The following is a 23,767-nucleotide window of genomic DNA, read 5'->3' on the forward strand; positions in this document are numbered from 1 at the left end:
GCGGGCACATGGTGTCCTTCAAGCAGTTATACGAAGCCCGTCCGGACGCGGTCACGGAGGCGGCCGAAGCCTGGTCCGGCGTCGCCAAGACCCTCACCACCTTGGAGGGCCGGGTCTGCAAGGACCTCACCAGCACGGTGCAGCGGGCCGGTTGGAAGGGCGTGGCGGCGGCCAACGCGAACTCGGCATTGGAGGGGGTGGACACCGACTTCCAGCAGGCGTCGGCAGTCGCGACCGCCCTCGCCGCGATCATCACCACCGCCGCTGAGGAGTTCCGCGCGGCCCACCGAGACCTTCTCACCGCGATCCACGACGCGAAGACCGAGGAGCTGACCGTCACCCCCGACGGCGAGGTCTGCTGGTCCCCGCTGCCCGGCTCGCGGAACGACCCCGACGGGGTCGAGGCTGCCAAGAAGTACAACACCGAGATGCGGGCCAAGGCCGACGCGATCTCCACCCGCCTCGGCAAGGCCGTCGACCGGGCCACCGCCGCCGATCAGACGGCCGCCGCCGCCCTCCAGAGCGACATCGGCACCAGTACCACCTCATTCAACCCGAAGCCGTACGGGGCTGGCCCGATCGCTGACGCCAACCGGGCCAAGGACCTGAGGTCCAAGGCCGGCAGCCTCTCCGATGACCAGCTCAAGCAGTTGCAGGCCCTCATGGCCGCCAACGCGGAGAACAAGGACTTCTCCACCACCCTCCTCAACGGCCTCAACTGCGGCGGCAAGACCGGCCCGGACGCGCTGCTGGAGTACTCCAAGGTCTACGGCGACCTGGCCCACGGCAATCACAACGCCAAGGGCTACCAGGACGTCTACGGCAACCTGTCGACGGTCCTCGCCACGGCCACCCGCGACGGCGGCATGGGCAAGGACTGGGAGGACGGCCTCCTGAAGGCCGCACGCCGGCCCGGAGACTCGGCGGCCGGCTGGAACGACAACTACCCGGCGCTCACCTCGCTGATGGGCGCGGGCGGGAAGTTCGACAAGTCGTTCCTCCTCAAGCCGGAAACGACCTGGTCGACTACGAGTGGAACAGCAAGACCAAGGGCGATGACCTGTGGGGTCCGAACTGGTCCCTCAGGGCCGGTGCAGGCGATCCGCTGGGCCCCTTGATGAAGCAGATGAGGAGCGACCCGGCGGCGGCCGAGGAATTCCTCGACCCGAGCCGCAACAAGAACCTCACCTACCTACTCAAGGACCGCTCGTGGCCCAACCAGGACCTGGAGGGCAAGCTGTCCCCCGACGAGCTGCACAACAGCTCTCACGGGATGTTCGGTGAGGTCCTGGAAGCCAGCGCGACCGGCCGCGATCCCAACAGCTCGCAGCCGCCTGTACGACCGCACGACGCGACGATGAACCGGATCATGGACACCGCGCTCTCGACGCTCGGCGGCGACAAGGCGGGCGACCAGAACAACCTCGCCGTCGCTCTTCGCCGTCCGATGGCCGACATGGTCGCCGATTACGTGGCAGACACCCATGACATCCTCAGCAAGGACCTTCCCGGCCCCTCCGAACCCGGCGGATTGAACGCCACCCGCGAGCAGCTCCTCCGGGTGATCCGGGGCACCGCCGAAGACCCTGAGGCGTACTCCCTGATCCACCTGGCCGAGACACAGGAGGTGGCCCGGCGGATGGCCGAGTTCGGCCCCGAGGCGTTCAGGGACGTCAACGGGCGCCCGGACCCGAAGTTCGAGGGATTCGTCAACGAGGCCGGCAAGGCCTTGGGCGCGCTCGACGCCGTTCAGGCGGACACGATCACGGACCACAAGTCCGATGAGCAGTTCAAGGTCAACTGGAAAGCCAAGATGGACTACCACTACATCGGCACGCTCGCGAACATGATTCCGGGCAAGGACTGGCTGCCGGTGGGGGACATCGCCCAACGCTACGTCGACGTCGCCACGTCTGACTGGGCGAACAAGGTCAACGCGACGATCGACACCAAGGCGCAGGGCGACCTCAGCAGCCTGTACACGACGGGACAGTCGCAGATGCAGGTCATGCTCAAGGCGAAGGCCGATCAGTTCGGCGTGCCAGGTCGGGACATCCTGCTCGGCCAGCTGACCGACTCGGCCAACGTTCACTACTACACGTCGATCGTCCAGGCCCACAACGCCGCCTTCGGGAAGGGATGATCCGATGCCGGAACGACAGTCCAAGATCTCCGAGGTCGATGCCGCCCTCGACCGGCGCGGGTTCACCACTTGGCCGTTGCGGGTGCGGGCGGTGGTCGGCGCGGTGACGGTGACGGCGGTCGTGGCCGGGGTGGGGGCGTTCCTCGCCAACAACCTGAGCAACGCCTTCGGGCCGGACGCCGTGTGCGACGGCGCGGTGAGCGCGGCCGCACTGAACGACGCGCTCGGGCCGGGCAAGGTCAGCAGCAAGAAGAACGGTGTCTGGCAGTCGCCGAGCGGCGGAGCGTTCTGCACGGCGGAGGTGAGCTACGGATTCTTCGGCAACAGCCGGTCCGTCTTCGTGCAGGTCCTCCAGGCCGACGACCTCGCCCCCTACCCGGCCAACTCGAACAGCCAGCTGTTCGCCGCCTCGGCGAACGGCGGCGCGAGCGGAGCGGCCCGCAGCGACTGGGCGTGGGCGCTGCTGCCCGGAGAGTGCGGCAACGGCCTTCGAGTGGAGGTCAAGTCAAACGGCGATGACGGACCCGGCGCGGAGAACCTCGCCCGTCTCGCCGTTTCGGCGGCGAACGGCGTCGCGGCGGGCAAGGGGTGCGGGAAGACGCCGCTTTCCGCACCGCACGAACTGTCACAGGCCGGTCAGGAGCACGACCTGAACAACGCCTCGGTCTGTGGCCTGCCCGGGTTCACTGCGACCAGCGCCGACAGCAAGGGCTACCGGGAGAGCGTGACCACCGCGTTCGACCCGGTGTGGGTGTGCCGGATCGCCACCGGCCAGAACCCCATCGCCTGGTCCTTCAGTATCGGGACCGAGCCCAGGGTTCGGGGGCCGTTGGCCGAGAAGGACGCCACACCCGCATTCGGCCGGTCCCGCTGGGCGGGCTCCCCCATCCCGAAGCAGGAGGTCGTGGCGACCTGCCACGACAAACCCACCTACTTCCGGATGGACACCGACAACCTCCAGGGGCTCTTCCCCGACACCGACGAGGCCTGGAAGCAGTTCCTCACCGCTGGCGGCAAGGCGATCGGCTGCGAGCCGATCCTCTGATCGCCTCCGTCGAGTGGTCGGCTCCGCGCCGGCCACTCGATGACGAGGAGGCCGAGGGTGGCCAACCTCGACAGCGTCCACGGAGCGGTCACCCTTCTGCGGTACGGCGCTGACCGGTGGGGAGGCGATCTCCAAGGGTGTGTCGGCGTTCCGCGAGCCCAAGGCGAAGGATGCGGCCAGCACGATGGCGGTGACGGGGCTGACCGCGATCACGATGTTCGTCGGCGTCACCGCTCTGGCGGTGATTGCGAAGGTCCACTACGTCGACAACGCCTGCCAGCCCACCGGATCAGCCGTGGCTGCGGGACGTTCACCCAGCTGAGAGTGATCACCCAGCTCGCCTCGTCGATCTTCGGCGGCAGCGATGCAGCTCGGCGCCTGGCTGCTCCTGAACGGCTTCCGTCCATCGCTGGCGACGCTCGGCCGGGCGTGGGACGGCGCGGACGGGATACGTCTGGTCCTGTTCACCGGCATCGCTCTGGTCGCGGTGATGCCCGCGTACCTGCCGCGGCGGAGCAGCAGCGTGGTGGGCGGCCGGTGGTGGTCGGCGCCGATACACACGCGCGCGGCAAGGGCCGGGGGTTCGTGGTGGGCGCCGGAGTTGGACGTCGGGGCGGGCGGCCGGTGGTGGCTGCCGGCGCGCTCGTGCGCCGACCGAAAGCTGCCGCTACCGAAGAACCTGCCGACGAACGGGCCGAGAGACAACCGGACTGGGCCAACCTCTGGCCTGCCCGGGTTCGCACCGGCGAAGAACCCCGAGGCGCAGCTGGACGTGTCGCAGCAGGTCACCACCAGGTTCGCCCCTATCTGCTCCTGCACAATCGGCACGAACCCGACGCACGACGGTCGGACGAAGGTCTTCGCGATCACAACCGATCCGCGGACCACCGCCCTGACCCAGAAGGACGGCAAGGACCCGGCCGGGCCCGGGCGGCCTCGGTGGGTCGTCGGCGGCTCCCCGCGGGGGGGCGGGTGAGGAGGGCCCCGGCTGCGCCGGGCCAGGGCGGGGCGTGGGGCGGTGGTGTCGTGCTGTCGCGATGCGGAGGCGAGATGGGGGATCCGGGGCTCCGTGCTGGGAAACGACGCGACAGCACCCCCGGGGCCCGACAGGGGGGCACGACAGCACCGCCTGGCCGGGGGCCGGGGCCTGCGGCCCCGGGAGGGCTGGGGCGGGGGTGCTGGCGCGGTGCGGACGAGCCCGGGGGCCGGGACGGCGGCGGCGGCGGGGCGCAGCAGAGCGGCACGGCGGCCAGGACGACGAAGACGTCGCGGACGTCGGCCGGGGCCGGCGCCGGGCTCGGCGGGGCGGCGGGGCCCGGGCCCGGGGCGGGGCGGGGCGCCGAGGTCACCGAGGTCACCGAGCGGGCCGGGTAGCGGGTGTCCTCTGACAGGTGGTCTTGACCGATTGACAGGTGAGTTTGACCTCCCGGCGCCCAGGCGGAGCGCACTCTCGGGGCCGGCCGTCAGGACAGCGGGCCGGCCAGCAGTTGGGAGGCCAGGTCGTGCAGTTCGGCCACCAGCTCCTTCGTCAGCCCGCCGCAGTGCTCCTGCTGGTCCTCCGCGCGGTACAGCCATCCGCGGACCGGCCGCAGCGGCGAGCCGGGGTCGTCGGCGGGGCAAAGCTCGAAGCCGATCCGCTCGGCCGCCGCCAGCGGATCGAGGCGGCCATCCAGCAGGTCCCGCAGGCAGTACCGGGCCAGCGCCCGGTCTCGGCCCTCAACGGTGGCGGGCAGCCGCAGCACCGGCCAGAGTTCCTGCTCCACCTCGGCCAGCAGCCGGCGCGCCTCCAGGACCTCCCCGTCGGACAGCACGCCGAGCTCCCACAGACTCGGGGTGTCCACCCCGCCGGCCAGCGCCGCCCAGGCAGCCTCCACTGCCTGGGCGACCGACTCCGGGTAACCGACGATGCGTCGCTCCAGCAGCACCCGGCGCAACGGTTCCAGTGCCTCATCCAGCTCCATCGCGCGAGCGTAGCCACCCACTCCAGCCCGGAGCGACACGTTTTGATCCGACGGCAGCCGGGGCCCTCCGCCAACACGGCATCGCCACCCGCCCGCGCGGCAGCTTCCACCGCTCCCCCGGCCACCGCGGGGCCGATCCTGCCCCGGGGCCGATCCGAGCACCCGCGACAGGACCCGCACGGCAGGCGGCGCAGCACGGACGGCGAGCAGCAGCCCGGACCCAACAGACCGGGCAGCCGGGGCTGAGCGGAGCCGGGGCGGGGGCGGCGCACAGACGCAGCACGGCGGACCAGGGCCAGGACCAGGACCAGGCCCGTAGAACGGGGCGGCCATCGACCAGGCGCAGCGTGCCGCCGGGCCGGCCCGGCGGCGAGGCCCCTGCGGTCAGCGGTCGCCCGCCTCCCCCACCAACGCGTCGCGGCCGCCGTCGGTCAACTGCGCCCACCGCTCGTACTCCTGACGGGCATAGGGCCGCGCCGATGCCTCCCACACGGCCGAGCTGGGACCCGCCGGGCCCAGGACGAACCGGCCGTCGGCCAGGTCGAAGGCCAGCAGCTCGCAGGCGGTGCGCGCGGCCTCTGTAGCGTCGTGCTCGTCGCCGCTGCGCAGCGCCAGACGGTCGGCGAGAGCGGCCCGGCGCAGCCGGAACTCCCGCTCCAGGGAGGCGCGCGGGTACTCACCGTCGTGCCTGAGGGCGGACTGCAGCCGGGTCACCGCGGTGTTCTCGGCCACCGGTCCCAGCGCGGCGGCATAGGCACTCTCCGGCGCGGGGGCGTCGGTGCCCTCGTCCGCGCGGTGGTGGTGACCGGTCACTGGCGATGGCCCCTCAGGTGATGCGTGATGAAGTACGTTGGGCGCAGTTCCTTTGAAGGGAAGGCACGTGCTGCTGGGCTGGGCCTGGTTACGAAGCGTCGGCGTAGGCGAGGTGGGTGCCGCAGACGGTGCAGCGGAAGAGCATGGCGCTTGCGCCCTGACCGAGGTGAGTCAGGAAGTTTTCGAGCTGGGATGCGTCGTGCCAACCGCTCATCCGTAGATCGGTTCGAAGGTGGTCGAGTGCGTCGGGGTGGGCGGCGAGTTCGTTGTATCCGACCTCGCCAATGAAGGCGGCGGCGTCGTTGCAGTGGACGAGCCAGTGCGGGTCCTGCCAGGCGCGGAAGCCTGGGGTACGGCGGGTGACCTGCTCCAGGGTCCCCTCGCTGACGCTGTCGAGCCCGTACGAGTCGGTGAAGTCGCCTTCGAATCGGTCGGCGGCTCTGCCGTCGGCGATGCACCAGGGGTACGTCTTCGGGCTCAGCCTTCTCTCCGAGGGCCTCGCCTACCTCTCCTTCGGTCTGGTGGCCCGATGGGGCGAAGTGGTTCCTTCCTGGATCCCGATCATCGGCGGCCGACGTGTTCCACCGCTCGCAGCGATCATCCTGGCCACCTTGGGCGCTTTGGGGCTGATCGCGCTGTGGGACCCGCTGCCGCTCGCTCTTCTCCACGTCGGCGGGATCCCTCTCGTCGAGTACTCCAATGGCTGGTGGAAGGCCCTCGCGGCAGTGGCCACTCTCCCGCTGAGCCTGTGGGGCCCGCTTCTCCTGGCTCTGACGTACGCGTACTACAAGCGCCGCCGTGGGGAGTGACATGTGGGTCAACTTGATTGGGTGGAGTTCGGTGCCGTTCGCCTGACAACCGGCAGATGCTGTCAAGCAGCCCTGGCCAAGCGCACCATCGGCAACCTCGCCGCTGCCAACCTCGACCAGCTCGCCCGAGCCGTCAAGGGGCTTGAAGCAGATCCGGTACCGACCTGCCTGGTCGACGGATGCCTCGCCGCCACCGGCCTGATCCTGGACGGCTGACCACCCGCAAACCGACGTCACGAATTCAAGTTCAGTAAGGGCCGCTACCTACCAGGTTGTCGCGAAGATCACGGGTACGGGCATACTCCGCCGAGTTCCAGAAGACGAGCCAGCCGACCGCATGCTCCTCCACGCGATGGACGGCCAGCTCCGGGACCGGCCCCGCCCATGTCAGCCGCTCTATGGCCAGCAGGCACTCGACGAGCCAGACGGCACGTTCCTTGGAGATCGGAAGCCGTTGTCGTACCGAACTAGATTGGTGTGTTTCCGCAGCTCAGGCATGACTTCGGCATGCGCGAGGCAGGCTCGGGGCATCGGGTTTTCTCGTCGGTGGAGGTGCCGGGATGGCGTCGGTCGTGGGTCTGCTGGAGGAGCGGAAACTGGCTGCGCGAGAGCGCGTCGAGGGGCTGAGGGAGGCGGTGGACTGGGTGCTCGCTGAACTCGCGGAGGCGGAGACGGATTGGCAGGAGTGGCCGGTGTGGCGGCCCGCGTTGGTGGCAGACGTGCTGGCTGTGGACTACCAGCGCATCCTTTCTGTTCTGGCCGAACGCAGGGCGGATGGAGGCAGGGTGATGACCGTGTCAGGAGGTCGCCGCTGCCCTGGGGTTGGCCCCGGTCCCGGCGAGCGTGGAGGGCGTGCGGTCGAAGATGAAGCGGCTGGCGGACCGAGGCTGGGCCGTCGAGCCGTCCCCGGGCAGGTTCACGCTCGCCGCCGGGCCAGGCGCCTCGTCATGAGCATCGTCATCGACCAGAGCACCATCTGCTCGTGGACGGCGGGCAGCGTCTCGTAGTCACGCACCAGGCGCCGCGAGCGCATCAGCCAGCTCAGCGTGCGTTCGACCACCCAGCGCCTCGGCAGCACCACGAAGCCGGACGCGTCGTCGCTTCGCCTGACGATCTCAAGGGTCAGTCGCAGTGCCTGATTCGCCCAGGTGACCAAGCGGCCCGCGTAGCCACCGTCGGCCCAGACCAGGACGGTCTTCCGGTAACGGGCCCGCACATGCTCTAGCAGCGGCATCGCGGCGTCCCGGTCCGTCACGTTCGCGGCGGTGACCAGCACGGCCAGCAGCAGTCCGAGGCAATCGACCACGATTGACGCTTGCGCCCCGGCACCTTCTTCGCCCCGTCGTACCCGCGTGAGGACGCCGGGACCGTGGCCGCCGCCCGCAGCGACTGTGCGTCGATCACCGCCGCGGTCGGCTCCGGGTCCCGGCCGGCGTCCTCGCGCACCAGGCCCCGCAGCCGGTCGTGCAACTCGGCCAGCAGGCTCCGCGCCCGCCACCGCCGCACGAAGGCGTAAACGCGGTCCCAGGCAGGGAAGTCAGCCGGCATCGCCCGCCGCTTGATCCCGTTGTCGACCAGGTAGCGGACCGCGTCCAGCTGCTGCCGGTGGCAGTAACCCTCCGGCTGCCCGCCCCGTCCTTCCAGCCACGGCGGCACGGGCATCGCGTCCCGCACAACTCCCCACTCCGTGTCCGTCATGTCCGAGTCGTAGCGGCGCACACGGTCTGGACGGTCGCCCGCGTTCCCGAACCGGTGAGCGAGGCAATCACACGATCGGGCAGCCGAGTTGGACTCAACCGGCATGACAGCGACAGACTGCGGCACAGGGCCACCTGTGGTGGTTCGGGCGTCGACAACCTCGAACTGAACAGGAGGCCCTGCCTTCATGCGCGCACCAGTTGGAGATCACCCGACCGGGTCGCCGCATTCGAACCGATGCTCACCATGATCGGTACGGCAACGGCTTCTGATCTCAGAACAGGGGGAGCCGGCCGCGGCCGACCTTGTTGGCCAGCGGCCGTCGTCGCTGGGACGCGGCGCTGCCTGAGCGGGCACTCCAGCGCTCGGGCCGCAGGATGGTCCGCTCGGGTACGGGCTTTTCAGGGTTGATGGCCACAGTTTTCGCGCTACCTGGCCAACCTGAGCACACCACTTGGCCGGCACCGGACCCGTTGGAGCGCCGGAACCGTCCAATCGATCAGCCAGCACCCGGCTTCCCAGGCGTCCTGGGCAACGGCAGTGCTCTCGCTCACCGTCTCTTCACCCTGGTCAACGAGCCGCCAGCCTGGTGGCCAAGTACCGTGAGAACTCCGGCCATACTGTCAGCAGAGCCACGTACAAGCTCTGGCCCGGAGGTCACTCTTCCGGGGCCGATAGCCGGCCGCTCTTGGATCGTTACGGCCGAAAACGGCGGCAGTGAGTCTCGACGGTCACGAAAGGCAGCGCCGGAACGTCACCGCATGCTCGCCGACCAACATGGGCTGCTCTCCGGGCAAAAGCTCGACGGACCTCAGCCGGTATGCGGCGTACCGCGCCACCAGCGGCGCGAGGCCGAGGCAGCCAGCACCGCGCCCACGGTATTGACCAGCACGTCGTCCACCGAGGACACCCGGTCCAGCTGGAGCACGTACTGCAGGACCTCGATCGCCGTCGAGCAGGCTGCCGCGAGCGCCGCGACCCGCCGCGGCGAGGCCAGCGCCGCGAACCGTACCGGGCCGAAGAATCCCAGCGCCGCGAAGACCAGCAGGTTCCCGCCGACCTGGACGATCGCGGACCCCGGACCGGTCTCGACGGTCGCGATCAGGTCCCGCAGCGGCACGAGGCTCACCTGTGTCGGGGCGTTCGGGCCGGCCTGGTCGCCCGGCAGCATGGTCATCCACACCCACGGCAGCGTCCCGTGGACGAGGCAGACCTCCGCCAGCGAGGCACGCCGTGCCCACGCCGGCGCGGTGCCGGCGGCCGTGCGACGGCGGGTCAGCAGCCACGTCGCCAGCGCCGCCAGGGGCAGCGCGAGCACGGTGAGGAAGACGATCCCGTTGATCGTGTCGAAGTAGGAGTGCAGCTGGTTGCCGTGGTGGCGGAGCGGCCGCTGCACGTAGAGGCCGACGAATGCCGCAGCGAGCAGCGCCAGGCCGCCGAACAGGGTCCGGCGCGTGCGACGGACTTGCGGTGTCGGCAGCGATGCGGTGTGGTCCATGGGCACCATTCAAACGGCTGCGGTAGAGCGGCGGTGCATGCCCCAAGCGCCCCGGTTCGGCGCATGCCGACGGCTGAGTTTGAGCCGTCTACCGTCCCGGTCGGCGAAGCACCCCGCTCGTTGGCCGAGCAGTCGGCAAACGCCGGCCATCTACGATGCGCAGTCACAGGTGCGCGCGGGAGGTCAGCGCCACCGGTAAGACGTGGTGGTCATCGCCGGGAGCAGCACCGAGCCGCCTATCTGCCGGCCGACCGGCAGGCCGGGCTGGTGGACAACACCGCGCTGAAGGAGGCGGTCGAGGTGTCCGGGCTGTGAACGATCGCATCGTCAGGCCAGCGCCGACGAGGAAGCCACCCGAGCGCTCGCGAAACCGACCGGACAGCGCCCGCACCTGTCGGAACGCGGGGCCGCATGCGTATGGGACGCAAGCGCTCCGACTCCAGGTGGAGCGGACCCCGGCAGCCCGGGGGTTTGCTACGTGGGAACCGTGGCCGGCCCCGTGGAGAAACCCGACTCGATCGGCGTACAAGGGGGCCGATTGTCGCGGCTCATCGAGGAATAGCCCTGTTCGTGTCCGGTCCTCGTCCTCAGCGGTACGTGGCTCGGCCACACGGTCGCCAGGCCGGCAGGGCCCGGCCGTCCCGGCGTAGGGCCGGGACGGCGTGCACGCGGCACCGGGGACACGGGACACGGGCGCAGAGTCGGGCGAAGGGGGCATCCGGGACCTTGGGCCTGGTGCGGGGGCGTCAGGTGTCGGAGTAGCTGAGGTCCCCGACGGTCCAGGCGCTGATGTCTTCGATGGCGATGCGGTACATGCCGCCGGTGTGGGGCAGTCCGAAGTCGCCCTGCAGGATCTTCGCCCGGTGCAGGTGGAGGTGGGTGGGCCGCGCGGGCGTTCCTTCGGCGCGCAGGGTGAAGAGAGCGGCGAAGGGCTTCAGGTGGTCCGAGGCCTGGAGGACCTCCGCCACCCGTTCCCACCACAGGGCCACCGGGGCGAGCCGGCCGGTGATCACCGCGCCGGGGACGACCACGGTCAGGGACATCTGGTTGCTGTGCTCGGACTCGACCATCGCGGCGATGTCGACGAGCAGCCCGTCTGGGTTCGACATGGCACCAAAGGCTAGAACACATCGACGTCCGGGCGCCGCCCGGGGCGGTGAGTGTGATGAGTGCGGGTGCTTCGCCGGTCTGAGCGGCCGGACTCCGGCGGGTGCCCGTGGCAACGGGCTCTGCCCTCGGTCAGGTGTCGGCGGCGGCTTGCCGGCCGGGCTGGGAGCGGCGGAGTTGTTCGTTGATGCGCAGGGCTTCCTCGATTGGTCTTCGAGGATGACGATGCGGCAGGCGGCGTCGATGCGGTGCCCTGGTCGACGAGGTCGCGGGCGCGAATCGCGGTGGCAGTTGGTAGCGGGAGTAGCGACGGTGGCCGCTCTCGGAGCGCAGCGGGGTGATGAGGCCGTGGTCGCCCGGGGAGCGCAGGAAGCCGGGTGTGGTGCCCGTCATCTCGGCGGCGCGGCCCACCGTCCCGGGCCGGTGCGGCGGGCCGGCGGGCGTCAGGCCGGCGGGGGCGGGACGGCGACCGGGGACGAGGCACCGGGGAGGAGGAGGCGGGGCGTGCCGGTGCCGTCGGCGGGGGTGGCCCAGACGTCGGTGGCCTTGCCCGCCCGGGCCGGGAGGGCGTAGGCGAGGGTGGCGTCGTCGAGCCAGGCGGCCTGGTCGTCGACGCTGCGGGTCTCGGCCAGCGGGTGTTCGTGGAGGTCGGCCAGGTCGAGGACGTGGAGGCGCCAGGGCGCGGCGGGATCGGCCGAGACCTTCTTCTTGAAGGCGATCCGGGTACCGTCCGGGGAGAGCGAGGGGCATTCCACGTTCTCCCGCAGGGTGCGGGCCGACCAGGCCTTGAGGTCGCCCTCGACCAGGTGGGTGCGGCCGGCGGTGGAGACGGTGGCGTAGAAGCGGTTGTCGTCGGCGGCGAAGTTGACGCCCCAGTAGTTGACGTCGGCGGCGTGGTAGCGGGTGCCACCGATCGTCAGCGGGATCTCCTCGACGGACTTGATCAGGTAGCCGGTGCGCAGGTCGAGGATCGACGTGCGGGTGGAGAAGCGGTCCGCCGCGTAGGAGTCGCCGACGGCGAAGGTGGTCCAGGAGAGCACCTGGCCGGAGGGCGAGACCCGGGCCCGGTTGGGGATTCCGGGGACGATCACCGACCGGAGCTCGGTGAACCGCCGGTCGTAGACCACCGCCTGGGTCCGGGCAGGGGTGCCCGGCAGGGCGCGCAGGCACAGGGCGCGGTCCCCCGCGGCGTAGAAGCGGGCGCAGGACGGGCCGCCGGGCTCGCCGCCCGGGCTGCGGGCGACGCGGCCGGTGGCGTTGTCGCGGTAGTAGAGACCGGGCTGATCGAGCGTGAACGAGTCGTCCGCGGCGACGAGTTGCGGTCCGCCGTCGCGTTGGCGGGCGTGCACCACGTAGCCGAGGGAGCCGCCCAGGAGGACGAGGGCGGCGAGGACCAGCAGGACCGTTCGCGACTTCATCGGCGCGCCTTCCTTCCCGGGAGGATCCGCCAGGCGGCGGTGAGTGCGGTGGCCAGGGCGAGGGTGGCCGCGACGAGGGCCGGGCGCGGCCCCCACCACGTCCAGGCCGCGCCGAACCCGGCCGCGCCGACCAGGCGGGCCAGGGCCTGTCCGGTCTGCAGGACGGCGAGGCCGCTCGCGCGTCCGGCGGCCGGGAGCGCGGGCGCCGCCAGCGCCATCAGCACGCCGTCGGTGGCGGCGTAGAAGACGCCGAGGAGGACCAGGACCAGCACGGCGGTCGGCAGGCTCGACGGGCCCAGGAGCGTCAGGTAGGCGGCGAGCAGCGCGCCGTGGCCGAGGAGGAACGGGATCCGCCGTCCGGCGCGGTCCGCGATCCGCCCGGCGGGGACGGCGAGCAGCAGGTAGCAGGCCGCCGCGCCGAGTGGCAGCAGGGGGAAGAGCGCGGCCGACAGGTCGAGGCCGCGTTGGAGCAGGAGGTAGAGGAAGGAGTCGCCGACGGTCGCGGTGCCCAGCAGCGCGGCGGCCGCGACCACCCGCCGGAAGGCCGGGTCGGCAGTCACCCGGGCCGTGCCGGTCGGGCCGGTCGGGCCGGTCGGGCCGGGTCCGGCGTTCGGCCCCGCGGGCGGGACCGGGCGGGTCGATGCGGCCCGTGGCGGCGGTGCCGACGGGTCGGCCGGGACGAAGAGGCCCAGCACCACGACACCGAGCAAGCCGGTGGCGAAGCTGACCACGAACACCGCGTCGTACGCGTCCGCGGTCGCCCACAGCACCACGAAGGCGACCAGCGGGCCGAGCAGCGCCCCGGTCGTGTCCATCGCCCGGTGCACGCCGAACGCCCGGCCGAGGGTCTCCGGCGGTGCGCTGAGCGTGATCATCGCGTCGCGGGGTGCGGTGCGTACGCCCTTGCCGAGCCGGTCCGCGGCCAGCGCGGCGGCGATGCCGCCGGCGGCCCCGCCGGCCATCAGCAGGCCCAGCCGGGAGAGTGCCGACAGCAGGTATCCGGCCCCGGCGACGGTCCGGTGCCGGCCGGAGCCGCGATCGGCGAGCCGCCCGCCGAGGAGCCGGACCAGTGCCGTGGCTCCGTTGAACAGTCCGTCGAGGAAGCCGAACTGGAGGGGTGAGAGGCCGAGACCCAGGACCAGGTAGAGCGGCAGCACGGCGGTGACCATCTCCGAGGAGACGTCCGTGACCAGGCTGACCGCGCCGAGCGCGACGACCGTGCCCGGGACGCGCCGCCCCACCCCGGCCGGGTGGGGCGGCGCGTCCGGACGACGGCCCGTGGTGGCCAGGTACATCATCAGTGGCAGCTGTAGGTCGGGCTGGTGTCCTTGGCCTTGCCGTCCGTCCCGACGAAGCTCCAGCCGTACCCGGAGTCGGTGAGCTCCAGCTTCAGCACGCCGTAGTCGCCGCTGATCCGCTTCTGGCTGTTCGGCTGGACCTGCTCGATCGGGTACGGCTCGGCGCCGCCCATCCCGCCGACGATCTCGACGATCCCGTCGGCGGTGGCCTTCCCGTCAGGGTCCTGCGGGGCGAACCGCTCGTAGTGGTGGTCGTGCCCGTTGAGCACCAGGTCCGCCCGGGCGTCGTAGAGGATCCGCCACACCGGCCGGGAGACCGGGTCGTTGCCGTGCCCGCCGGAGGAGTACAGCGGGTGGTGCCAGTAGGCGGCGACGCACTTGCGGGTGTTGGCCGCGAGGTCGGCCTTGAGCCAGTCGATCTGGGCGCTCTGGTCGAAGGCGTTGGAGTCGAGGGCGACGAAGTGCCAGTTCCCCTCGTCGAAGCTGTACCAGCTCTTGCCCTGCGGGTAGGCGAGGTTGCCGAAGTACGCCTTGTACCCGGAGAGCGAGCCGGCCGGGTCGTAGGTCTCGTGGTTGCCGGGGACGGGGTGGGTCTTCGCCTTGAACGCGCCCCAGCTCTTGTCGTAGTAGGCGCGGAAGTCCGACAGCCGGGCGTCGTCGTACTGGTTGTCACCCATCGTCAGATAGAACTTCGGGTCGATCTTCTGGGCGAGGGCGGCGGTCTTCGGGTGCGCGCAGGCGCTGTCCGAGGCGGTGCACTGCGCCGCGATGTCACCGGCCGCGACGACGGTGAACGCCCCGCCCGGGGCGGTCGCGGTCGGCGACGGCGTGGCGGTCGGCGAGGGCGGGGTGTCCGTGACCCCGTAGACCTCCATCTCGAACAGCGAGTACCCGTAGGACGTGCCGCGGGCCGTGCCGTACATCCGGACGTACCGGCCCTTGCCGGTCAGCCCGGTCCAGTCGTCCGTGCCGCCGTTGCCGGCCTTCTCCTCGGCGACGGTGGTCCAGGTCGCCCCGTCCGCCGACACCTCCAGCCGGTACGCCTTCGCGTACGCGGCCTCCCAGGAGAGCTTGATCCGCGAGACGGTGGCGTTCACCCCGAGGTCGACCCGCAACCACTGCGGGTCCTTCCCCTCCGCGCTCGCCCACCGGGTAGCGGTGTTCCCGTCGAACGCCTTGCCCGCCGCGTAGGACGAGCCCTCCGTGGACGAGGCCGTGGCGGCCTTGCCCCGCGAGAGCAGCGGATCGGCCGCCGCTCCCGCCCGCCCTGACCAGCCGAGCAAGAGTCCGCCAACCAGCACGAGCACCGCGGCGAACACTCCGATGTGAACAGGCCTTACCGAGACTTGGGGACGCATCCCTGAACTCCCTGACCTCGAACGACGGCGAGAGCTGGACTCCGGCGGGGTCCGCACGCGATCCCCGCCGGTCGAGCGGTGGTTCCGTCACCACTGCGGCGGCCGGGTCAGAGCTCTCGCTGAGCGCGTCACGCCCCGGTCGAGGGGGCGCCGCGCCGAGCCGCCGCCGAGAGCCTAGTGAAAAGTAAAGTTTCCTGACAATAGTCCGGGCGTGCCGAAATCCCGCGGATCGACGGGCACCGGCCTACGGCGACCCGGGGCGGCGACCCGAAAAATACCCACAGGGGTATTTTGACAGAAGCACGACGCGCGGACCGCGCACCAGGAACGGAGCACGACACGGACTGATGGCCGAGGACGTGCAGGAGCCCATGCCCGGGCCCGATGCCCCACAGCGTGCCGTGGCCCGGATCCTGGTGGCGGGCGTCAAACCGTTTGCAAGGATCCGCCAAGAGCGCCGGGAAAGGCTGGTCGGGTTCCGCGCGGCCGCCCGGACGCGGCCCGTGACCCGGGCCGTCGAGCAGCCGTGGCGGGCGCCCGGTCACCGGGCACCGACACATCCCACACTCTCGTACGGAGATCCCTATGCGGCAGCGTCCGAAACTCGTCCTGGTCGGCCAGTTCTCCGCTCTTCCCTGGGTGTTCGAAGGCGCGGAGCGCGCCGGTGTCGACCTGATCCTGGCGCCCCGGGGCGACGACGACCCCGAGCGGGCCCGCAAGGCCCCCGGGGTGGTCGAACTCCTGCCGCTGGACGTCGACGGGGATCCCGACGCGGCGGTGGCCGCGCTGGTGGAGCGGTTCGCCCGCCAGCCGTTCGACGGGATCATGGCGGGCAACGAGAAGGTCGTCCCCTTCGTCGCCCGGGCCGCGCGGGTGCTCGGGCTGACCGGCCTGACCGAGGAGGCCGCGGCGGTCGTCCGGGACAAGCGCAGCATGCGCCGACTGCTCGCAGCCGCCGGTCTGGCCGTGCCCGGGTTCGTCGCCGTCGGCCACCCGGACGACTGGGCGGACGCAGCGGGCCTGCGCTTCCCGGTCGTGGTCAAGCCGGCCGACGGCTACTCCAGCCTGGGCGTGATCCGGGTCGACTCCGCCGGGGAACTGGAGCGGGCGGTGCGCACCACCTGGGCGCTGTGCGGCACCCACCTGGGGTACGACAACGCGGCGGCCGACGGCACCGGGGTGCTGGTCGAGGAGTACCTGGACGGCCCCGAGATCTCCGCCGAGTCGCTGGTGCACAACGGCCGGGTCCGGGTCTGTGCCGTCAGCTACAAGGGGGAGCTGAACGGCCCGTACTTCGAGGAGACCACGCTCCGGGCGCCCGCCCGGCTCCCGGCGGACGTCCTGGCGGCCGTCGAGCGGGAGGTGGTCGGTGCGCACCACGCCTTCGGCGTCACCGAGGGCACCACCCACACCGAGCTGCGCCTGGTCTCGGGCACCCGGCCGGTACTGCTGGAGATGGGGGCGCGGATCGGCGGCGGCGGGTTCATGCACCACCTGGTGCACGTCAGCAGCGGGATCGACCTCGCGGCAGAGGCGGTCCGCATCCACCTCGGCCGGGAGCCCGAGTGCTGGAGCACCGAGCCGGTGGGCACCGGGCACGCGGCGGCATACCTGGTGCCGGTGGGCGGCGGCGGCCGGATCGCCCGGGTGCACGGGCTGGACGAGGTGCGCGAGGAGCCGTGCGTGGACCACGTGGTGCGGACGGTCGGCCCCGGCGCGCTGCTGCGGCCGTACCCGGACTGGTCCGGGTACCCGGCGATCGTGCTGTCGCACCACGCGTCGGACGCCGCGGCGGTGGAGTTCCGCGACCACCTGGCGCGGACCCTCAGGGTCGAGTACGACGGGCGGAGCTGAGGTGCCGCTCCGGTCGGCCGGGGCACCGGGGAGGCTGCCGGGGCCGTTCTGGTGGCTCTGGGGCGGAACGCTGGTCACCTCGGCGGGCGGCTTCGTGGTGCCGTTCATGGCGATCTACCTCACCACGGTGCGCGGCTACTCGGTCTTCTTCACCGGCCTGACCCTGGCCACGTTCGGGGTGGGCAGCGGGATCGCCTCGCTGTTCGGCGGCATCCTGGCGGACCGGGTGGGCCGGCGGACGGTGCTGCTGGCGAGCGAGGTCCTCACCGTCGCGGGCATGGTGGGGCTGGGCCTGGCCCACAGCCGGGTGCCGGTCCTGCTGTTCACCCTCACGGTGGGGGTCGGCCTGAACGCCACCCGCCCGGCCCGCGCGGCGGCCGTCGCCGACCTGGTGGCCCCGGAGGACCTGGCGCGGGCCTACTCGCTGATCTACTGGGCCACCAACCTGGGCTTCTCGGTGGCCGCCGTGACGGCCGGGCTCACCGCCTCCCACGGATTCCTGCTGCTGTTCCTGGTCAACGCGGTGGCCAATCTGCTCGCCGGCGTCATGGTGTACCTGCGGGTGCCGGAGACCCGCCCGCCGCCGGAGAGCGCCGGGGTGACGGACGCGGCCGGTGCACAGCGCCCGCCGCACCGCGCGCCGGGCTTCCCGGTCCTGCTGGGTTCGGTGCTGATGCTCGGCCTGATGTTCCAACAGCCGTTGGTGGCACTGCCGTTGACGATGACAGGGGACGGTCTCTCGGCCGCCGACTACGGCGCGGCGATGATGATGAACGGTCTCGTCATCGCGGTGCTCCAGCTCCCCCTGACCCGGCTGGCGGGGCGGCTCCGACCGGAACACGCGCTGGCTGTGGCGACCCTGGTGACCGGTCTCGGCATGGGGCTGACGGCCGCCGTGCACGGCACCGTCGGGTACGGGGCGACCGTCGTGCTGTGGAGCCTCGGTGAGATCGTCGTCTGGCCGACGTGCATGGCGCTGGTGGCCGCACTGTCGCCCCCCGACCGGCAGGGCGGCTACCAGGGCTGGTTCCTGTCGGTCTGGAGCGTGTCGGTGGCCCTGGCCCCGGTGCTCAGCGCGCGGGTGATCGAGGCGTCCGGCACCACGGCGGTGTGGGGCGCCTGCCTGTGCCTGGCCGTGGTCTGCGCGGGCTGCCACCTGTTGCTGGCCCGGCTGCGCGGGGAGCGCCGGGCCGAGGCCGTCCCCGGCGAGAGGGCAGGCGTCACGCAGTCCTGATCCGGCTCCGGCCGCCGCCCCGACCGGTTGCGAGGCCGCGCTCCCGACGGCCTGTCGGCTCCTCCCGTGGACGACCGCGCGGGGGGAGCCGACGCACGCCCACCCGCCATCACCGTCCGTAGTCGCCCGGAGGGGAACCTCCCGGTCCGACGGCGGGTTTCACCGTCGCCCGATCCGGGGTAGCCTGCCAGCATTCATGATTCACATGACAGTGACATGACCAGCAAAGCGCTGTGCCGTTGCATCGGACGCAGACGGATCGCGGCTGGTCACACCAAGGGAGGCCCCGCCATCACCACTCCACGCCGTCCGCGCAGCGCCCCGTCCAGACGCCCGGCCTGATTGCGCCCGAGACCACACCCGTCGACGGTTCCCACGCCCTCCCCAGCTCCCCCCAGCACCGCCGGACCGGCAACCGTCGGTGACGGCAGGGAACGGCGACCCCACGGAACCGGCGACTCCCCCGAGGCCCCGCCGTCGATACCCCGGACGGCAGGCGCCGCAACATCCCCGGCCATGTTCGGACATGACCCGAATCACGCCGTGCCCCGGCTCACCCCGGCGGTCACGGCGGGTGCACCAGCTGTCTTGCCTGACGGGATGTGATGAGATGAGCCGAGTCGACAACGCCGCTTCCGATCTCGTGTTACGGAGCCCCGCACCGATCAGGGTGCTGGGACAGATGTCCGTGCTGGCCGGCCGACGGGCACTCGACCTGGGCCCGCCGCGTCAACGGGCCCTGCTGGCCCTGCTGTTGATCAACGCGGGCCGGGTGGTGTCGGTATCCGGGATCGTCAGCGCCATCTGGGGCTCCTCACCGCCGCAGGCCGTCGTCGGCACCCTCCAGTCGTACGTCTCCCGGCTGCGCAAGGCGATCGACGGCCACTCGCCCGTCCCCTCCAAGGACAGGCTGCTGGCCCTGCGGTACCAGGCCCCCGGCTACGTCCTGGAGGTCGACCGGGACTGCATCGACGCCAGCCGGTTCCAGTCCGCCGTCGAGGCCGGGCGCGCGCAGTTCGCCCGCGGGGACCTGGCCGCGGCCCGCGGCACCGTCGACGAGGCGCTCGGCCTCTGGCACGGCACCCCGTACGGGGAACTGGCCGCCTACGACTTCGCCCAACTGGAGTCCGCCCGGCTCGAACAGCTGCGCCTGGTCGGCCTGCAGACCTGGGCCGACGCCAGCCTCGGCCTGGCCCGGTACGACGAGGTGGTGCGCGAACTCGACGACGAGGTCCGGCGCAACCCGATGCTGGAACGACTGGGCTGCCAGCTCATGCTGGCGCAGTACCACTGCGGCCAGCCCGCCGAGGCACTGCTGACCTTCGAACGGATCCGGGCCCACCTCGCCGAGGAACTGGGCGCCGACACCAGCAAGGAGCTCCAGGAGCTGCACGGCGCGATCCTGCGTCAGGACCTCGTGCACGCGGGCGGTCCGCCCGCCGCCCCGGCCGGCCTGCGCCCCCGCCTCACCCTGGTCGCCGACGTCGACGCGCTGCGCCCGCCCACCCCGGGCCCGGCGGTCCCGGGCCCCGCCCCGGCGCTCACCCCCGCCCCCGCCGTGCCCCAACCGCCGTGCCCCGCACCGGCGTCGGCCCCGGCCCCCTCCCCCACCCCGGCGGCAGTCTCCCCGGCCGTCGCACCCGCCGCCCCGCCCGCCGGACGGCTGATCGGCCGCACCCGGGAACTGGCCACCCTGCGGGCACTCACCGCACCCGGACGCCGCGGCCGCACCGTCCTGGTGATCGGCGAACAGGGCGTCGGCAAGACCCGGCTGCTCCAGGAACTGGCCGGCGGACTGCCGGCCGCCGGACTGGACGCCGTGTGGGCGCACTGCGCCGCCGGCCCCGAACTCCCCGAGTACTGGCTGTGGACCCGGGTCGTCCGCAAGCTCCGCCGCACCAGGGCCGCCGAACTGGCCACCCTGCCCGAGCCCGTCCTGGACACCCTCGGCATGCTGCGCCCGGACCGCGCGCCGGGCCCCGCGGGCACCGAGGCGCCGCTCTCCCCCGCCCGGCACCTGGCCTTCCAGGACGCCGTCTGCCAGGCCCTGCTGACCGCCGCCCGCCGCCCGCTGGTGCTCTTCCTGGAGGACCTGCACCTCGCCGACACCGGCACCCTGGCCCTCCTCCAACTGCTCACCAAGGAGCTCGGCGACAGTGACCTGCTGGTGGTCGCGACCGTCCGGGAGCACCGGCTCGCCCAGCGCCCCGAACTCGGCGGAGCGGTCGCCGACCTGCTCCAGGAGGTAGCCGCCGAGTACCTGCACCTCGACGTGCTCTCGCTCGCCGAGACCAGGGCCCTGATCAACCGCACCGGGGGCGAGCCGCCCACCTGGGACCTGGTGTCGGCCGCCCACCGCGCCACCGGCGGCAACCCCTACCTGCTCACCAAGCTGCGGCCGACCGCCACCGCCGTGACCGGACCCGCCGAACCGGCCGCCCCGCTCTCCTTCGACCTGCGGCTGGTGCTGGGCGCCCGCCTGGCCGAGTGCCCGGAGGGCGTCATCCGGGTGCTGCAGACCTGCGCGGTGATCGGCCCGGCCGTGGACCGCCGGCTGCTCACCGACGTCCTCACCGGACTGGGCGAGCCACCGGGCCTGGTCCACGACGCGCTGCACAGCGGGCTGCTGCGCCCCGACCCGGTCGACCCGCACGGCTTCCGGTTCGCGCAGGGGCTGGTGCGGGACATGCTGCTCGCCGACCTCGACCCGGTCCACCGCGCCCGGCTGCACCACCGGGTGGCGGTCGCGCTGGCCGACGGCGCCGTCGGCAGGGCCCGCACCGACTGCGCCGAGACCATCGGCTACCACTGCGGCCGGGCGGCACAGGAACTCGACCTGCGCGAGGCGGTGCAGCCCCTGGTCGGCATGGGCGACCTCGCCGAGCGCCGGCGGCTGCACTCCGAGGCGCACGCCTGGCTGTCGCAGGCCATCGACGTACTGCGCGGCCAGCCCCGGAACCGGTCCGTCGCGGCCGAGCTGGAACTGCAGAAGCGGGTCGTGTGGCTGCTGTCGATGACCCTCGGCTACGGGTCCCCGGCGGTCACCGACGCCTGCACCCGGGTCGAGGTGCTGCAGAAGACCCTCGACAACAGCCGGCCCACCGCGCTGTTGGCCTCCCGGGTCATCATGCACCTGGCCGGCGGCGACCTGCCCCGGGTGTCCGGGATCGTCGCGCTGCTGGACGAGTCGGCCGAGCACGGCGGCGGGACCGAGGCCCGGACGGCCGCCTGCTACGGCAAGGGCGTGCTGTGGTTCACCGCCGACCGGCTGGAGGAGGCCGTCGCCGAACTGGAACGCGGGCTCCCGCTGGTCGACGCGCAGGGCGCGGAGGAGCGGCCGGACCGGTTCATGGGTCTGTCCCGCAGCGACCCCAGGATCAACTACCGCGTCCACCTGGCCGTCAGCCACGTCCTGCTCGGCGACACCGCCGCCGCCGAGCGCTACCGCGAGGAACTGCTGCAGCTCTCCGAGTCGGACAGCTGCGACCGGCCGTGGGACCGCACCTTCGCCCTCTACGCCGACGCCCTGCTGGCCGTCCTCGACGGGGACGTGGAACGGGCCTGGCAGGCCTCCACCGCCGGGGTCGACCTCACCGTCCGATGCCAGCTGGGCCACTGGCAGAACATGCTGTCCGTGCTGCTCGGCTGGGCCGAGGTGCGCCGCGGCCGACCCGGCGTCGGACTGCGGCGGATGCGCTGGGCCCTGGACACCGCGGCCCGCTCCGGCACGGTCTTCCGGCGGGCGCTGCACCTGGGGCTGCTCGCCGAGGCGGAGCAGCACGCCGGACTGCCGGACCTGGCCCGCGCGACGGCGCGGACCATGGCCGACGAGATCGAGCTGCGCGGCGAGCACGTGCTGCGGCGGCCGCGGTGGCCGTTCGCGGCCCTGCTCGCCGGGGCCGCGCGGTAGCCCGGGGCGGCGGCACGGCGGCGCTGCCGTGCCGCGGCCCCGGGCCCGGCCCGCCGACGGGTCAGCGTACGTGGCCGTCGGGGCCGACCCGCGAGAGCACCGAGCGCAGGCCGTCGACGAGCAGGTCCGCGTCCTGCCGGGTGAACACCAGCGGCGGATTGATCACCAGCGCGTACGGGTTGGTCCGCAGGATGATGCCCGCCTGCTCGCGCAGCGCGTCCGCCACCTCGGTGGTGCCCTGCGGCAGCGGCCGCCGGGCCTCCTTGTCCGAGGTCAGCTCGACGGCCAGCATCAGCCCGACCCCGCGGACCTCCGCCACCACGGGCAGGTCCAGCAACCGCGTCAGCCCGTCCTTCAGGTGTGCGCCGACGGCGGCCGCGTTGGCCGCCAGCCCCTCGCGCTCGATGATGTCCAGGTTGGCCAGGGCGACCGCGCACGCGGTCGGGTGCCCGGTGTAGGTGTAGCCCACCGGAAAGCCCTGCTCGCCGGTCACGGTGTCGGCGACCTCGTCGGAGACCAGCACCGCCCCGTGCGGGAGGTACCCCGAGGTGAGGCCCTTGGCGGTGACCAGGATGTCGGGCACCACCCCGACGTGCTCGGCGGCGAACCAGTGCCCGGTGCGGCCGTACCCGGTGACCACCTCGTCCAGGATCAGCAGGATGCCGTAGGAGCGCAGCAGTTCCGCGACCCGCGGCCAGTAGTCGGCCGGCGGGACGGCCGCGCCGATGCCGCCCATCACCGGCTCGCCGATCATCGCGGCGATCCGCTCCGGCCCGATCCGCTCGATCGACTCCCGCAGTTCGGCCAGGCAGAACTCGGTGACGTCGGCGCCGGAGAACAGCTCCCGGCGGTAGGGGTGCGGCGGCGTCAGGAAGTGCACGTCCGGCATGCTGGGGCCGAACCCGGTGTGGTAGACCGGGAATCCGGACACGCCGCCGCTGCCGTAGCCGATGCCGTGGTAGCCCATCGTGCGGGCCAGGATCCAGGTGCGCTGCGGCTCGCCGCGCCGGTGGTGGTGGAGGCGGGCCATCCGCAGCGCGATCTCGTTGCCCTCCGCGCCGCCGCTGGTGAAGTACGTCCGGCGCAGCCCTCCCGGGGCCAACCCGGCGAGCCGGGTGGCGAGTTCCACCGCCCGGTCGTTGGTCACGGTGCCCCAGGTGTGGAAGTACTCCAGCCGGGTCATCTGCTCGGCGGCGGCCCGGGCGAGCTCGGCGCGGCCGTGGCCCACCTGGGTCACGCCGAGGACGGCGGAGGCGTCCAGGTACTCGCGGCCGGCCGCGTCGGTGACCCGGCAGCCCGAGCCGGAGACCAGGACGGTGCGGTCGGTCCGGTGCGCCGGCAGCGTGGGGTGGATGAGCGTCGCGCGGTCCGCGGCCGCGAGCCCCGTGCCGGTCGCACCGGGGGCGGTGGCAGTTGCTGGGTTCAAGGCGAGCTCCTAAGGATCGGGTGAGGCCCGCCACCACGCTGTCAGCGACCCCTTGGCGTCCGCTGGACGTCCCGCTCCGCGCCGCCGCCCGGCCGTTCCGGACCGGCGGAGGCGGCGCGTCAAACGATTCGCAAGAGCCGGGTGCCACCGTCGACCGCACCCTCCTCCGCTTCCAGCCGTGGCGTCGCCGCACGG

At 72.4% G+C, this 23,767-nt stretch carries 22 protein-coding genes and 1 pseudogene; 10 read left to right on the top strand and 13 right to left on the bottom strand.

Annotated elements, in window-relative coordinates:
• The first annotated feature begins 8 nt into the window (after positions 1 to 8).
• The 5 genes from ACIGG8_RS29095 to ACIGG8_RS29115 all read left to right on the top strand — a co-directional run bounded on the left by ACIGG8_RS29095 (position 9) and on the right by ACIGG8_RS29115 (position 4,164).
• Positions 9 to 1,118, top strand: a complete 1,110-nt coding sequence (locus tag ACIGG8_RS29095; RefSeq protein WP_396551746.1) for a hypothetical protein — start codon at positions 9 to 11, stop codon at positions 1,116 to 1,118.
• Entirely contained in the window at positions 1,115 to 2,143 is a 1,029-nt protein-coding gene (locus ACIGG8_RS29100) for a hypothetical protein (protein ID WP_396551747.1), read from the top strand. Before ACIGG8_RS29095 ends, ACIGG8_RS29100 begins: the two co-directional genes overlap by 4 nt.
• A gap of 4 nt (positions 2,144 to 2,147) precedes the next feature.
• Positions 2,148 to 3,188: a hypothetical protein gene (locus tag ACIGG8_RS29105; protein WP_396551748.1), complete on the top strand. Its 1,041-nt coding sequence runs from the start codon at positions 2,148 to 2,150 to the stop codon at positions 3,186 to 3,188.
• Positions 3,189 to 3,327: 139 nt separating this feature from the next.
• Positions 3,328 to 3,510, top strand: coding sequence for a hypothetical protein (locus ACIGG8_RS29110; protein WP_396551749.1), 183 nt, complete (start codon positions 3,328 to 3,330; stop codon positions 3,508 to 3,510).
• Between the two features lie 42 nt (positions 3,511 to 3,552).
• Positions 3,553 to 4,164: a hypothetical protein gene (locus ACIGG8_RS29115; RefSeq protein ID WP_396551750.1), complete on the top strand. Its 612-nt coding sequence runs from the start codon at positions 3,553 to 3,555 to the stop codon at positions 4,162 to 4,164.
• A 487-nt stretch (positions 4,165 to 4,651) separates the two neighbouring features.
• Here the strand turns inward: ACIGG8_RS29115 and ACIGG8_RS29120 are convergent, their stop codons facing one another.
• The 3 genes from ACIGG8_RS29120 to ACIGG8_RS29130 form a co-directional block, all read right to left on the bottom strand.
• Complete coding sequence (locus ACIGG8_RS29120) at positions 4,652 to 5,149, bottom strand: hypothetical protein (protein WP_396551751.1); 498 nt, start codon at positions 5,147 to 5,149, stop codon at positions 4,652 to 4,654.
• Positions 5,150 to 5,533: 384 nt separating this feature from the next.
• On the bottom strand, positions 5,534 to 5,962 hold the full coding sequence (locus ACIGG8_RS29125) for a hypothetical protein (protein ID WP_396551752.1): 429 nt from the start codon (positions 5,960 to 5,962) through the stop codon (positions 5,534 to 5,536).
• 88 nt (positions 5,963 to 6,050) lie between these two features.
• Positions 6,051 to 6,416: a CbrC family protein gene (locus ACIGG8_RS29130; protein WP_396551812.1), complete on the bottom strand. Its 366-nt coding sequence runs from the start codon at positions 6,414 to 6,416 to the stop codon at positions 6,051 to 6,053.
• Between ACIGG8_RS29130 and ACIGG8_RS29135 the strand changes: the two genes are divergently transcribed.
• Both ACIGG8_RS29135 and ACIGG8_RS29140 read left to right on the top strand, forming a co-directional pair.
• Complete coding sequence (locus ACIGG8_RS29135) at positions 6,322 to 6,771, top strand: hypothetical protein (protein WP_396551753.1); 450 nt, start codon at positions 6,322 to 6,324, stop codon at positions 6,769 to 6,771. The genes ACIGG8_RS29130 and ACIGG8_RS29135 overlap by 95 nt on opposite strands.
• A gap of 3 nt (positions 6,772 to 6,774) precedes the next feature.
• Entirely contained in the window at positions 6,775 to 6,987 is a 213-nt protein-coding gene (locus ACIGG8_RS29140) for a hypothetical protein (RefSeq protein WP_396551754.1), read from the top strand.
• A 31-nt stretch (positions 6,988 to 7,018) separates the two neighbouring features.
• On the opposite strand, the gene ACIGG8_RS29145 is transcribed toward ACIGG8_RS29140, so the two are convergent.
• The 9 genes and pseudogenes from ACIGG8_RS29145 to ACIGG8_RS29185 all read right to left on the bottom strand — a co-directional run bounded on the left by ACIGG8_RS29145 (position 7,019) and on the right by ACIGG8_RS29185 (position 15,097).
• On the bottom strand, positions 7,019 to 7,216 hold the full coding sequence (locus tag ACIGG8_RS29145; protein ID WP_396551813.1) for a YrhB domain-containing protein: 198 nt from the start codon (positions 7,214 to 7,216) through the stop codon (positions 7,019 to 7,021).
• Positions 7,217 to 7,687: 471 nt separating this feature from the next.
• A complete protein-coding gene (locus ACIGG8_RS29150; RefSeq protein ID WP_396551755.1) occupies positions 7,688 to 8,077 on the bottom strand; it encodes a transposase in 390 nt (129 codons plus the stop codon).
• Entirely contained in the window at positions 8,023 to 8,469 is a 447-nt protein-coding gene (locus ACIGG8_RS29155; RefSeq protein ID WP_396551756.1) for a transposase, read from the bottom strand. The genes ACIGG8_RS29150 and ACIGG8_RS29155 overlap by 55 nt, the downstream gene beginning before the upstream one ends.
• A gap of 811 nt (positions 8,470 to 9,280) precedes the next feature.
• Complete coding sequence (locus tag ACIGG8_RS29160) at positions 9,281 to 9,967, bottom strand: VanZ family protein (protein WP_396551757.1); 687 nt, start codon at positions 9,965 to 9,967, stop codon at positions 9,281 to 9,283.
• A 746-nt stretch (positions 9,968 to 10,713) separates the two neighbouring features.
• On the bottom strand, positions 10,714 to 11,076 hold the full coding sequence (locus tag ACIGG8_RS29165) for a hypothetical protein (RefSeq protein WP_350525859.1): 363 nt from the start codon (positions 11,074 to 11,076) through the stop codon (positions 10,714 to 10,716).
• 130 nt (positions 11,077 to 11,206) lie between these two features.
• Positions 11,207 to 11,521, bottom strand: a pseudogene (locus ACIGG8_RS29170) (MerR family transcriptional regulator).
• Positions 11,518 to 12,492, bottom strand: a complete 975-nt coding sequence (locus tag ACIGG8_RS29175) for a hypothetical protein (RefSeq protein WP_396551758.1) — start codon at positions 12,490 to 12,492, stop codon at positions 11,518 to 11,520. The pseudogene ACIGG8_RS29170 and the gene ACIGG8_RS29175 overlap by 4 nt, the downstream one beginning before the upstream one ends.
• Positions 12,489 to 13,787 (bottom strand): MFS transporter, encoded by a 1,299-nt coding sequence (locus ACIGG8_RS29180; RefSeq protein WP_396551814.1) that lies wholly within the window; start codon positions 13,785 to 13,787, stop codon positions 12,489 to 12,491. The genes ACIGG8_RS29175 and ACIGG8_RS29180 overlap by 4 nt, the downstream gene beginning before the upstream one ends.
• 2 nt (positions 13,788 to 13,789) lie before the next feature.
• On the bottom strand, positions 13,790 to 15,097 hold the full coding sequence (locus ACIGG8_RS29185) for a discoidin domain-containing protein (protein WP_396551759.1): 1,308 nt from the start codon (positions 15,095 to 15,097) through the stop codon (positions 13,790 to 13,792).
• 636 nt (positions 15,098 to 15,733) lie between these two features.
• Between ACIGG8_RS29185 and ACIGG8_RS29190 the strand changes: the two genes are divergently transcribed.
• The 3 genes from ACIGG8_RS29190 to ACIGG8_RS29200 all read left to right on the top strand — a co-directional run bounded on the left by ACIGG8_RS29190 (position 15,734) and on the right by ACIGG8_RS29200 (position 22,146).
• Positions 15,734 to 17,002, top strand: a complete 1,269-nt coding sequence (locus tag ACIGG8_RS29190) for an ATP-grasp domain-containing protein (protein WP_396551760.1) — start codon at positions 15,734 to 15,736, stop codon at positions 17,000 to 17,002.
• A gap of 1 nt (position 17,003) precedes the next feature.
• A complete protein-coding gene (locus ACIGG8_RS29195; RefSeq protein WP_396551761.1) occupies positions 17,004 to 18,236 on the top strand; it encodes an MDR family MFS transporter in 1,233 nt (410 codons plus the stop codon).
• A gap of 682 nt (positions 18,237 to 18,918) precedes the next feature.
• Complete coding sequence (locus ACIGG8_RS29200) at positions 18,919 to 22,146, top strand: BTAD domain-containing putative transcriptional regulator (RefSeq protein WP_396551762.1); 3,228 nt, start codon at positions 18,919 to 18,921, stop codon at positions 22,144 to 22,146.
• 61 nt (positions 22,147 to 22,207) lie between these two features.
• Here ACIGG8_RS29200 and ACIGG8_RS29205 read toward each other — a convergent pair whose 3' ends face one another.
• The gene (locus tag ACIGG8_RS29205; RefSeq protein ID WP_396551763.1) at positions 22,208 to 23,572 is read right to left on the bottom strand and encodes an aspartate aminotransferase family protein; all 1,365 of its coding nucleotides are present in this window, start codon (positions 23,570 to 23,572) and stop codon (positions 22,208 to 22,210) included.
• Positions 23,573 to 23,767 lie beyond the last annotated feature (195 nt).

Origin of the sequence: Kitasatospora sp. NPDC085464, from assembly GCF_044541955.1 — a bacterium.
Taxonomy (GTDB): domain Bacteria; phylum Actinomycetota; class Actinomycetes; order Streptomycetales; family Streptomycetaceae; genus Kitasatospora.